Raw genomic sequence first — 9,745 nt, 5'->3', positions numbered from 1 at the left:
CCGCACTCAGACGCGTCGGATTGCCGTATGGTTCGGCCCACATTCGATCCGTGCTTCGCGAGGACTGGCCTTCGAAGCTCACGGGCCGCGTCATCGGACTGTCCATGCGTTTCACACTGAGCCTCGGCGTCGCCGCTCTGGGCCTCGCCGCGCTGATGGCGGCGGTCGTTCCAGCCATCGCCGCCGCCCCGCCGAGCCAGCCCGCGGAAGGGCCCGGCGGGGTCGGCGATCGCGCTGCGACCGTCGTGAAGCGCGGCCTCGGCAAGGCCGGCTCCGGCAGCTTCGTCTTCCACAAGGCGGGCGCCGCACCGGCCGAGGGCCGCCCGGTCGTCGTCTTCCTTCACGCTTGGGGGGCCCCCAATCCGCAGGCCTACGGCAGCTGGATCGACCACCTCGCCCGAACCGGCTCGCTCGTCATCTTTCCGCGCTTTCAGGACCTCAACCGGACGCGCCCGTCGGAGGCGAGCGCGATCGCCGAGCGCATCCTCAAGTCGACGCTGTCCGACCTGGCGAGCGATGCCGACGCCAAGCCCGACCCGAAGCGGGTCGCAGTCATCGGGCACCTCGCCGGCGCACCGATCGCCGCCAACCTCGCCGCCGACGCGGCCGAGCAGGGCCTGCCGATCCCGCGTCTCGTCTTCGCGATCATGCCCGGCGGTATCGCCAGCGACGCACGTGCCCGTGGGATCGTCCTGCACGATCTCGGCCGGATCGCGCCCGAGACTCTGGTCATCACCGTCATCGGCGACCGGGACGCGCGGGCTGCCGACCTGGCGGGGCGACGCCTTCTGCGGGAGGCCAGCGGCGTGCCGAGCGAGCGCAAGCTGTTCGTGCGCGCCCTCTCGGACGACCATGGGTTTCCCGCCCTGGCCGCGACGCTGACGTCGCCGGCCGGCGTGGATGCCGCCTATGACGGATCGGCAATCAAGCTGCCGCCAGAGCCGCCCCGCGACCCGAAGCAGCCGGCACCGCCCTTCAAGTGGTCGCCCGACATGGCCCTCACCGGCGAGCAAACCACCCTGGTCTCCCAGATCAACAATTCCCGCGCCGACAGCCTCGACTATCTCGCCTATTGGAAGACCTTCGACCTCGCCGCGGCCGCGGCCTTCGGTGGAACAGACGCCGCGGGCTTGAAAGCCAACCCGCGCTTCAGCGACATGGAGCGTTGGGCCGACGGCTGGCCGGTCAAACGTCTCGTCGTGGAAACGCCGCGCCCGCCCGCGGCCCAGCCGGCCGCCGCACCGACCCCGGCGACGACAGGTACCCGCCCGAAGCCGGCGGCGTCGCGCCGCCCCTGACGCGGGCGTTCAGCCCTGCCGTACGGCCGCGAGGCGGAAGCCCGCATTCGTGAGGGATCGGGGCTCTGGCGCACGCTTTGCGTGGAGGTGTCCGGGTCAACCGGATACGCCGCCATGCCCGATTTCATCGCTATCCTAGCCGCGTCAGCGTTCTTCTGTGGTACCGTGATCGTCCTGAATGGCCTGACGCGCCTTCTGATTCAGATGCACGGACCGATCGGCGATCTCGCGGAGAACGGCTTCGCGCAGTACGGCCTCGCCCTCGCCCTAGCCGGTCTCGTCTGGCGACGCGTCGTCCGCCGCAACGCTCTGTGACGTCGATCCCGGTTTCCGCCCAGCGGCGCCATCGAAGAACCGAGTGAAACGTGCCGTCCATCGCCCGGGGAAAACGTGGCGAACCTGTGACGAACCCAGGAACCGTCCCGCTAACTTGGCGTTATGCTGTCATGAGGTCGCAGCCGATGCTGCACCGTACTTGATGAAGGGTAGAGTCACATGCTCGGATGGGCCGTTACGTTCCTGGTCGTCGCCCTCGTCGCGGCGCTGCTTGGTTTCGGTGGAATTGCCGGTACGGCGATGGAAGCCGCGAAGCTCGTGTTCTTCGTCGCGATCGTCCTGTTCGCCATCTCGGCCGTGATCGGCCTGATGCGCGGTCGTTCGCCGACGCTCTGACGTCCCTCGACGCAAGCGCGCCGGACGTTTGAAGACATGAAAAGGGCCGCTCACGAAGAGCGGCCCTTTTTCGATGCGGGCGGAGGCGCCGCCACGGACCTATGCGGCCCAGGAAGGGAATGCAGGTGCGACGGGAACCGCCTCAGCTCGAGGGCTCGGAATTGGTGGCCGAGGCGTCGAGTTTGGCGATGAGATCGCGGAATCGATCCGGCACCGGTTGTTGCACGATGGTGTCGTACATGGCCCGCAGGTGAAGCCCGATTCGCTTCTGAGTATGATCACTCAGGCCCTGCCCGGGCAAAGCGTCGCCTGTCTTCGGGTCGGCACCCTCGGGTGAGGGGCCGGCACCCGGTCCGTTTTCGTCCATACGTCGGTCCCCTTGGATGTCGACAAGCGACATCGCCGCGATTGTTTTGCGGCTTCACATAGGCCATGGCTGCACCTGCAACGCTGGTGTGAACAATCGGTTCCCGCTCAGCGGAACGGAGCCCTGCATTCCGCGTTGTGGCGGAGGCGCCCGATAGAACGGCAAAGCCAAGGGGATATAATGTCGACAGCTCAACTCGTCGTTCAGCATCTGCCGTACCTGCGCCGTTATGCGCGGGCGCTGACCGGCAGCCAGGTTGCTGGCGACGCCTACGTGGCAGCCACGCTGGAAACACTCGTGAACGAGCCGGAGACACTCGGCCGCAGCTCCAACGTAAAGGCCGACCTGTTCCGCGTCTTCACCCGCATCTGGAACTCGCTCTCGGTGAACGGCCAGAGCGAGCAGGTTCAGCACGATCTGCCGGCGGAAGTCCGCCTCGGTCAGATCACGCCCCTGCCGCGCCAGGCCTTCCTGCTCTCCTGCCTCGAGGGCTTCTCCGAGGAGGATGCCGCGATCATCCTCGACGTCGACGTCAGCCAGGTCCGCGACCTCGTCGACGAAGCCGGACGCGAGCTCGCCGCCGACATGGCGACCGAGATCCTCATCATCGAGGACGAGCCGCTGATCGCGATGGATCTCGAAGCGCTCGTGGAAGGCCTGGGCCACAACGTGATCGGCGTCGCACGCACCCGCACCGAAGCGATCAAGATCGCCTCCGGCGGCACGCGCCCGGGCCTGATCCTGGCCGACATCCAGCTCGCCGATGGCAGCTCCGGCCTCGACGCGGTGAACGACCTCCTGAAGACCTTCGAGGTTCCGGTGATCTTCATCACGGCCTATCCCGAGCGCTTCCTCACCGGCGAGCGGCCCGAGCCGGCCTTCCTCATCGCCAAGCCTTTCCAGCCCGCCAACGTCTCGGCGGTGATCAGCCAGGCGCTGTTCTTCCAGCAGAGCGCGCGGCGGCGCGAGGCCAAATCGGCCTGATCGTCCGCCAAGCGCGTATTGGCCGCCTGCTAGGATCGGCTTACGAGCGACGAAACGAACCCCGGTCCAGCGGCCGGGGTTTTTTCACGCCACCTTCACGGGCCACCGCCGCCCGGAAAACCGGCACAAAAAAACGGGTCGGATTTGCTCCGACCCGCTGAAAGGTTCCGGCCTATGCACAAGGGGAATGCGGGGGAGGACCAGGCGGCCGGGTGCAGGGACAACGACCAGCGCGCGGAGCGGTTCCGATCCGGCATCTCGGCGAGCGCTTTTTTCCTGTGCCGATGCAAATTCGCCACGGGATCCGAGAGGCCCCGGGCCATGGCCTTGGCAATTCAGAGAATGCGACGCATCGCCTTAAGGACTGGATATCCAGATCAAAAGGGTTAAGGAACCGTTGTTTCCGGTCTGCGTTGAGCTGACAACCTGTCAAGCTCTGCGCGGAGATTAAGACAATGTCTCGGTCTGGCTTCTTTCTCAGCGTGAGTGGACCGGCCGCCGTACTGACGCTGCTGATCCATCCGACGATCCGCCTGGCGGCCGATCAGTGGGCGCCGGCAACCAAACCGGTCGCTTCGCTTGCGCAGCAGGAAAATCCCGAAATCCGCGACATTCCCGCAACATTCGGCCATGTGCATCTCGCATCCGTTCCGAGTGCGGCACCGCGTTCCGAGCCGGTTGCTCCCGCTCTGGGGAGGACGGCCAGCGACAGGGAGCTGCTCCGGCTGCGCAAGCCGCTCCAGGAAGGCTGCGAGCGGGCCATCAGTTCCCTGGCCGGTCCGGAGGCCCGTCGTATGGTGCCGGGCCGTTGCATGACCTGACCGAGACCGATCGAACAATTGAGACATACGAAAACGCCCCGTTCTGCTCGAACGGGGCGTTTTCGTAGATTCAGAAGGTACGAAAAAGGCGCGTAGCCCTTGAGGGCCACGCGCCGAGACGGGTGCTACTCGTCGCCGGGACGGCCGGAACCGCTCGACTGACCGCCCTTGCGGCCCGCATTCGAGGCCAGCTCGCGATCTTGCGAGAACGAGCGCTTCTCGGCCGGCACGCTGCGGCCGCCCTTGCTTGCGATTTCCCGCTGCCGTTCGAGGTCCATCGATGCGAAACCTCGCTTCGAGGTGGAATTTCCTGATGCCATCAGCGCCTCCTCAGATTTGCGTTCACTGCCAAGACAACCTTTGCCAATATCGATGGTTCCTCATCTGATCGCTGAGCGAGCAGTCCAGGCCCCGAGGATTGGCGATTAATTTAAGCTTAACCGTTAGATGTAGAGGCTGTTCTGACGGGCTGAGGCCCAGGCGGATCGCTTCCGCTGGGGGCGCCGCAGCCCGCGGGCCGTCGGGGTCTGGACAAAGGGGCGCCGACCCGCATTGGATGCGCCAGGATCGTGCCGGACCGGGAGGGACGTCGCGTCACGGGAGCCCGACTCAATGACCCTCGAGACAGAGGTTTCGTCCCTTCGCCAGGTGCCCCTGTTCCGCGGTGTCGAGCCGTCGCGCCTGAAGCTTCTCGCCTTCACCAGCGAGCGCGTGCATTTCGAGGCCGGCCAGCAGCTCTTCGCTCGGGGCGACGCGGCCGATGCGGCCTATCTTCTCTTGGAAGGTTCGGCGGAGGTCTCCATCGACGGACCGCAAGGTCCTTTTCGCCTGGCGCTGCTGGGCGCGAACGCCCTTGTCGGGGAGATGGGCATCCTCGCCGACCAGCCGCGCTCGGCGACCGTCGCCGCCGTCGATCCGGCCATGGCCCTGCGCATCGATCGGACGGTCTTCCTGGAACTTCTGGCGCAGTTCCCGCCCATCGCCATCGCGGTGATGCGCGAACTGGCGCTCCGCCTCGAACAGACCAACCAGCAGCTCGCCCAGAGCCGGGGCTGAGGGCGAAGGCCGAGCCCGCGTGCCTACGGGGAGGCCGGGTAGGTGATGAACTCCATCAGGGAGCCGTCCGGGTCTCGGAAGTAGAGGCTCACCCCGGCGCCGGCGGCACCGTTGCGCTCCACGGGTCCGAGCTCGATCGTCACGCCCAGCGACGCGAGGTGGTCGGCGGCCTGCTCGATCGTGCCCGACCAGCGAAAGCACAGATCGCTATTCCCCGGCTGCACGGGGATCCGCGCCAGCGGCGTCGCGTTCACCCCCGGCCCGTGCACGTTCAGCTGGACGCCGCCGAAGCGATAGACGAAGGCCGACCCGCGGGAGATGATCTCGGCCCCCATCACGTCACGATAGAACGCGTTCGAGCGCTCCCAGTCCGTGACGTGGATGACGCAGTGGTCAAGATGGACGGCGGGGGCGAGGTCGGCCAGAGGGGCGCCCGCATCGATCTCGGAAAGTACCTGCGTTTCGACCATCGTCACCCGTACTCCGGAGCCCATGGCGGCCCGGAGCCATCATGGAAGTCCCGTTCGCGCGATGCAATGCGCGGGGCGCAGCCCGGCTCGTCCCGCCGTCATCATCCGATCTCGGACGCCTCCGCCGCAGGGCTGCTCGAGCACGCAACTGCTTACCTGCGGCGGGAATGACACAACGTCGGCGCCCCGGGAGCGGTAGTCAGGGGACAGAGCCGTCCTCCGACGCGTCGAAACGTGGAGCTGTCCATGCCGTCCCGCCGCCTCATCCTCGGCCTGATCCTGATCGCGCCCCTCGCGGCATGCCAGTCCCGGGGCCCCGTGAACCTGGCCCAGGACGACGAAGCGGCCTGGTACACCGGCACGATGCCGGACAAGCCCTACGACGTCCCCCTGGTCGACAAGTCCCGGCTCGATCCAAAGTATCGCCGGCAGGTGGTGCGCTACACCGGTCCGGAGAAGCCCGGCACAATCGTCGTCGACATCGACAACCGGCAGCTCGCCCTGGTGCAAGAGGACGGGACGGCGGTGCAGTACGGCGTCGGCGTGGGCAAGCTCGGCTTCTCCTGGAAGGGCCAGGCCCGGGTCGGACGCAAGGGTGTCTGGCCCGACTGGAGCCCCACCACCACGATGGTCTCCCTCAACCCGGACCTGCCGCGCACCCGCAAGGGCGGCGTCGACAATCCCCTCGGCGCCCGCGCCCTCTACCTCTACCAGGGCAACCGCGACATCCTCTTCCGCATCCACGGCACCAACGAGCCCTGGAGCATCGGCGAGCAGATGTCGTCCGGTTGCGTGCGGATGCTCAACGAGGACATCGTCGACCTCTACGAGCGGGTGCCCGTGGGCACGCAGGTCCTGGTCAGGCGCAACGGCAAGTACCGCGTCTGACACCGCCTCTGAGCCGCCACGCGGCGCCGACAAGTCCTGAAGCCGTGCCGGAGCGCGCCCCATGACCATCACGATCTCCAGTCTTCAGCCTGTCATCGCCCTGGCCGCCGGCGTGCTGATCCTGATCGTCCCGCGGCTGCTGAACTTCATCGTGGCGATCTACCTCATCCTGGTCGGCCTGATCGGCCTCGGCGTCTTCCGCGCGCTCGGCTGATCCGGCAACGGCTCCGTTACAGCGGGCTCGAAGCGTCACGCGGTGGCCGCCTGGAGAAGCCGTTCATCTTGCGTTGCAGCAGAAGATGGTCCAACCCGCCGTGTTAGGCATGGGGCAGTGTTCACTCCTGCAAGCGGACGGATACAGATGGGCAAGTGGGTCTACTCCTTCGGTGACGGCAAGGCCGAGGGCCAGTCGTCCATGCGCAACCTCCTGGGCGGGAAGGGCGCGAACCTCGCGGAGATGTCGAATCTCGGTCTTCCGGTACCACCCGGTTTCACCATCACGACCGAAGTCTGCACCTACTATTACGACCACGGACAGCAGTATCCGGACGAGCTGAAGAGCCAGGTCAAGGCCGCCCTGGACGCCGTCGGCGCGCTCACCGGACGCGGCTTCGGCGATCCGGAGAACCCACTCCTCGTCTCGGTCCGCTCGGGCGCCCGCGCCTCGATGCCGGGCATGATGGACACCGTGCTCAACCTCGGCCTCAACGACATCACGGTCGAGGCCCTGGCGCAGGGCGCCGGCGACCCGCGCTTCGCCTACGATTCCTACCGCCGCTTCATCACCATGTACTCGAACGTCGTCCTCGGCGTGGAGCACCACGCCTTCGAGGAGGCGCTGGAGCACTACAAGGAAGGCAAGGGCGTCAGCCTCGACACCGAGCTCGGGGCCGAGGACTGGAAGCACCTCGTCGGCAAGTACAAGGCCATTGTGAAGGCCGAGCACGGCGCCGACTTCCCGCAGGCGCCCGAGGACCAGCTCTGGGGCGCCATCGGCGCGGTGTTCGATTCTTGGATGATTCCGCGCGCGAAGAAGTACCGCGAGCTGAACAGCATTCCAGAGAGCTGGGGCACGGCCGTCAACGTCCAGGCCATGGTGTTCGGCAACATGGGCGACACCTCGGCCACCGGCGTCGCCTTCACCCGCAACCCGTCCACCGGTGAGCGCGCCCTCTACGGCGAGTTCCTGATCAACGCCCAGGGCGAGGACGTGGTGGCGGGCATCCGCACCCCGCAAGACATCACCGAGAAGGCCCGCATCGAGGCGAAGTCCGACCGTCCGTCGATGGAGCTGGCCATGCCCGACTCCTATGCGGAGCTGGTGCGGATCTACGGCCTCCTCGAGAACCACTATCGCGACATGCAGGACATGGAGTTCACCATCGAGAGCGGGAAGCTCTGGATGCTCCAGACCCGCAACGGCAAGCGCACCGCCAAGGCGGCCCTGCGGATCGCCGTCGATCTGGCCGCGGAAGGCCTGATTACCGAGGAGGAGGCCATCGGCCGCGTCGAGCCCGCCGCCCTCGATCAGCTCCTGCACCCGACCATCGACCCGAAGGCCGAGCGCAAGGTCATCGCCGCCGGCCTGCCGGCCTCGCCGGGCGCCGCCACCGGCGAGATCGTCTTCAACTCCGAGGATGCCGAGGCCGCTCGCAAGGCCGAGCGCAAGTGTATCCTGGTGCGCGTGGAGACCTCTCCGGAGGACATCCACGGCATGCACGCCTCCGAGGGCATCCTCACCACCCGCGGCGGCATGACCAGCCACGCGGCTGTGGTAGCCCGCGGCATGGGCAAGCCCTGCGTCTCCGGCGTCGGCTCGATCCGCGTGGACTACAAGGCCGGCACCCTCTCGGTCGCCGGGACCACCCTGAAGGCCGGCGACAAGATCACCATCGACGGCTCGACGGGCCAGGTGCTCCTCGGCGAGGTGGCGATGCTGGAGCCGTCCCTGTCGGGCGAGTTCGCCACCCTCATGGGCTGGGCCGACAAGGTGCGTACCATGAAGGTCCGCACCAACGCGGACACCCCGACCGACGCGCGCGCCGCCCGCAACTTCGGCGCCGAGGGCATCGGCCTGTGCCGCACCGAGCACATGTTCTTCGAGGGTGACCGCATCGTCGCCGTGCGCGAGATGATCCTCGCCGACGACGTGGAGGGCCGCCGCGCGGCGCTCGCCAAGATCCTGCCCTACCAGCGCCAGGACTTCGTCGAGCTGTTCACGATCATGTCGGGCCTGCCCGTCACGATCCGCCTCCTGGATCCGCCGCTGCACGAATTCCTGCCGCATACCGACGAGGAGGTCCGCGACGTCGCCACGAGCACGGGCGTCTCGGAGGACAAGCTGCGCCGCCGCATGACGGAGCTGCACGAGTTCAACCCGATGCTCGGTTTCCGTGGCTGCCGCCTCGCCATCGCCTTCCCGGAGATCGCCGAGATGCAGGCCCGGGCGATCTTCGAGGCTGCCGTCCAGGCCGCCAAGGAGACCGGCGCGCCCGTCACTCCCGAGGTGATGGTGCCGCTCGTCTTCACCAAGATGGAGTTCGACATCGTCAAGGCGCGCATCGATGCCATGGCGAAGGCCGTCGCTGCCGAAACGGGCGGCACGGTTGATTACCAGGTCGGCACGATGATCGAGCTGCCCCGGGCTGCGCTCCGGGCCGGCGACATCGCCGAGACGGCGGAGTTCTTCTCCTTCGGCACCAACGACCTGACGCAGACCGCCCTCGGCATCTCCCGCGACGATGCCGCGACCTTCCTTGGCGCCTACACGCAAAAGGGCATCCTGGCGGCGGATCCGTTCATCAGCATCGATCAGGAAGGCGTCGGCGAACTCGTGCGCATCGGCGTGGAGCGCGGCCGGGCGGTTCGTCCCGACATCAAGCTCGGCATCTGCGGCGAGCACGGCGGCGACCCGGCCTCGGTGGCGTTCTGCCAGGACGTCGGCCTCGACTACGTGTCGTGCTCGCCCTACCGGGTGCCGATCGCCCGTCTCGCGGCCGCCCAGGCGGCTCTTGCCGCCAAGGCCGCAAAGGCTGCCAAGTAGGATCGCACGAGGGGCCGCGGCGACTCGCACAGTGTCGCCGCGGCCCGACGATGACGGATCGGGACGGCCGCGCGCCGTCCCGGGTCAACGGTCGAACGAACCGTTCAACAAATTGTCGAAAACGCGGCGAACCGATTCCGCGCGGG

12 protein-coding genes are annotated in these 9,745 nt (G+C 67.3%); 9 read left to right on the top strand and 3 right to left on the bottom strand.

All coding sequences use genetic code 11. The features are described from left to right. Positions 1-104 precede the first annotated feature (104 nt). The 3 genes from ASF41_RS19630 to ASF41_RS24315 all read left to right on the top strand — a co-directional run bounded on the left by ASF41_RS19630 (position 105) and on the right by ASF41_RS24315 (position 1,970). Positions 105-1,298, top strand: coding sequence for a chlorophyllase/cutinase-like alpha/beta fold protein (locus tag ASF41_RS19630; protein ID WP_056211486.1), 1,194 nt, complete (start codon positions 105-107; stop codon positions 1,296-1,298). A 114-nt stretch (positions 1,299-1,412) separates the two neighbouring features. Then, positions 1,413-1,613 (top strand): hypothetical protein, encoded by a 201-nt coding sequence (locus ASF41_RS19625; protein WP_056496250.1) that lies wholly within the window; start codon positions 1,413-1,415, stop codon positions 1,611-1,613. A 180-nt stretch (positions 1,614-1,793) separates the two neighbouring features. Next, complete coding sequence (locus tag ASF41_RS24315) at positions 1,794-1,970, top strand: DUF1328 domain-containing protein (protein ID WP_003599466.1); 177 nt, start codon at positions 1,794-1,796, stop codon at positions 1,968-1,970. 142 nt (positions 1,971-2,112) lie between these two features. Here ASF41_RS24315 and ASF41_RS19620 read toward each other — a convergent pair whose 3' ends face one another. Continuing rightward, positions 2,113-2,337 (bottom strand): NepR family anti-sigma factor, encoded by a 225-nt coding sequence (locus ASF41_RS19620; protein ID WP_056211330.1) that lies wholly within the window; start codon positions 2,335-2,337, stop codon positions 2,113-2,115. Positions 2,338-2,517: 180 nt separating this feature from the next. On the opposite strand from ASF41_RS19620, the gene ASF41_RS19615 reads away from it, so the two are divergent. Both ASF41_RS19615 and ASF41_RS25245 read left to right on the top strand, forming a co-directional pair. Then, positions 2,518-3,321, top strand: a complete 804-nt coding sequence (locus ASF41_RS19615; protein WP_055953119.1) for a response regulator — start codon at positions 2,518-2,520, stop codon at positions 3,319-3,321. A gap of 455 nt (positions 3,322-3,776) precedes the next feature. Next, on the top strand, positions 3,777-4,142 hold the full coding sequence (locus ASF41_RS25245; RefSeq protein ID WP_156653400.1) for a hypothetical protein: 366 nt from the start codon (positions 3,777-3,779) through the stop codon (positions 4,140-4,142). Positions 4,143-4,267: 125 nt separating this feature from the next. On the opposite strand, the gene ASF41_RS19610 is transcribed toward ASF41_RS25245, so the two are convergent. Beyond that, a complete protein-coding gene (locus ASF41_RS19610) occupies positions 4,268-4,462 on the bottom strand; it encodes a general stress protein (protein WP_055953126.1) in 195 nt (64 codons plus the stop codon). A 292-nt stretch (positions 4,463-4,754) separates the two neighbouring features. On the opposite strand from ASF41_RS19610, the gene ASF41_RS19605 reads away from it, so the two are divergent. Beyond that, positions 4,755-5,198 carry a cyclic nucleotide-binding domain-containing protein gene (locus ASF41_RS19605; RefSeq protein ID WP_056211334.1) on the top strand — a complete coding sequence of 148 codons (444 nt, stop codon included), beginning with the start codon at positions 4,755-4,757 and terminating at the stop codon, positions 5,196-5,198. 23 nt (positions 5,199-5,221) lie between these two features. Here ASF41_RS19605 and ASF41_RS19600 read toward each other — a convergent pair whose 3' ends face one another. Further along, on the bottom strand, positions 5,222-5,668 hold the full coding sequence (locus ASF41_RS19600; RefSeq protein ID WP_056211336.1) for a VOC family protein: 447 nt from the start codon (positions 5,666-5,668) through the stop codon (positions 5,222-5,224). A 246-nt stretch (positions 5,669-5,914) separates the two neighbouring features. Between ASF41_RS19600 and ASF41_RS19595 the strand changes: the two genes are divergently transcribed. From ASF41_RS19595 to ppdK, 3 genes are all read left to right on the top strand, one after another. After that, on the top strand, positions 5,915-6,556 hold the full coding sequence (locus tag ASF41_RS19595; RefSeq protein ID WP_056211338.1) for a L,D-transpeptidase: 642 nt from the start codon (positions 5,915-5,917) through the stop codon (positions 6,554-6,556). A 61-nt stretch (positions 6,557-6,617) separates the two neighbouring features. Continuing rightward, entirely contained in the window at positions 6,618-6,770 is a 153-nt protein-coding gene (locus ASF41_RS24310) for a DUF3096 domain-containing protein (protein WP_082487738.1), read from the top strand. Positions 6,771-6,917: 147 nt separating this feature from the next. Then, positions 6,918-9,599, top strand: a complete 2,682-nt coding sequence (gene ppdK / locus ASF41_RS19590; protein WP_056496247.1) for a pyruvate, phosphate dikinase — start codon at positions 6,918-6,920, stop codon at positions 9,597-9,599. Positions 9,600-9,745 lie beyond the last annotated feature (146 nt).

The sequence above is a fragment of the Methylobacterium sp. Leaf111 genome (assembly GCF_001423285.1).
Taxonomy (GTDB): domain Bacteria; phylum Pseudomonadota; class Alphaproteobacteria; order Rhizobiales; family Beijerinckiaceae; genus Methylobacterium.
This window is presented reverse-complemented; position numbering and strand designations above follow the sequence as displayed.

Excerpts from the sequence above, each read along its gene's own strand:
- ASF41_RS19630 (WP_056211486.1), top strand. The coding sequence starts at position 105 with ATGCGTTTCACACTGAGCCTCGGCGTCGCCGCTCTGGGCCTCGCCGCG.
- ASF41_RS19625 (WP_056496250.1), top strand. The coding sequence starts at position 1,413 with ATGCCCGATTTCATCGCTATCCTAGCCGCGTCAGCGTTCTTCTGTGGT.
- ASF41_RS24315 (WP_003599466.1), top strand. The coding sequence starts at position 1,794 with ATGCTCGGATGGGCCGTTACGTTCCTGGTCGTCGCCCTCGTCGCGGCG.
- ASF41_RS19620 (WP_056211330.1), bottom strand. The coding sequence starts at position 2,337 with ATGGACGAAAACGGACCGGGTGCCGGCCCCTCACCCGAGGGTGCCGAC.
- ASF41_RS19615 (WP_055953119.1), top strand. The coding sequence starts at position 2,518 with ATGTCGACAGCTCAACTCGTCGTTCAGCATCTGCCGTACCTGCGCCGT.
- ASF41_RS25245 (WP_156653400.1), top strand. The coding sequence starts at position 3,777 with ATGTCTCGGTCTGGCTTCTTTCTCAGCGTGAGTGGACCGGCCGCCGTA.
- ASF41_RS19610 (WP_055953126.1), bottom strand. The coding sequence starts at position 4,462 with ATGGCATCAGGAAATTCCACCTCGAAGCGAGGTTTCGCATCGATGGAC.
- ASF41_RS19605 (WP_056211334.1), top strand. The coding sequence starts at position 4,755 with ATGACCCTCGAGACAGAGGTTTCGTCCCTTCGCCAGGTGCCCCTGTTC.
- ASF41_RS19600 (WP_056211336.1), bottom strand. The coding sequence starts at position 5,668 with ATGGTCGAAACGCAGGTACTTTCCGAGATCGATGCGGGCGCCCCTCTG.
- ASF41_RS19595 (WP_056211338.1), top strand. The coding sequence starts at position 5,915 with ATGCCGTCCCGCCGCCTCATCCTCGGCCTGATCCTGATCGCGCCCCTC.
- ASF41_RS24310 (WP_082487738.1), top strand. The coding sequence starts at position 6,618 with ATGACCATCACGATCTCCAGTCTTCAGCCTGTCATCGCCCTGGCCGCC.
- ppdK (WP_056496247.1), top strand. The coding sequence starts at position 6,918 with ATGGGCAAGTGGGTCTACTCCTTCGGTGACGGCAAGGCCGAGGGCCAG.